Genomic DNA, 255 nt, shown 5'->3' with positions numbered 1-255 from the left:
TCATCGGCTCGCCGGCACGATATCGGTCCGACCACTTCTTCGCTGTTGCGTGAGCGCATTGGAATCGTTCGGCGGCCCGTCGGATCGGCCATCCCTGGTCCACGACGAGGACGGCGAGGCGGCGACGCCCCTCCGGAGTCAAAGGTGCGTTAGCGTGAGTCACGAAGACCTCCGTGGCTAGATGGTGAGTGTGGTAACCCACATCCTGCCCGGAGGTCTTCGCCTACATCAGACGTTCACAACGTGTTCGGGGAG

The 255-nt window shown here is 62.7% G+C and carries 1 protein-coding gene; it reads right to left on the bottom strand.

Annotated features, from left to right (window positions below):
- Positions 1-163: helix-turn-helix domain-containing protein (locus tag AAFO60_RS21060; protein ID WP_347954623.1), on the bottom strand; the 163-nt coding region annotated here is incomplete at its 3' end.
- Between the last annotated feature and the right edge of the window lie 92 nt (positions 164-255).

The sequence above is a fragment of the Gordonia aichiensis genome (assembly GCF_039946255.1).
Lineage (GTDB): Bacteria > Actinomycetota > Actinomycetes > Mycobacteriales > Mycobacteriaceae > Gordonia > Gordonia aichiensis_A.
This window is presented reverse-complemented; position numbering and strand designations above follow the sequence as displayed.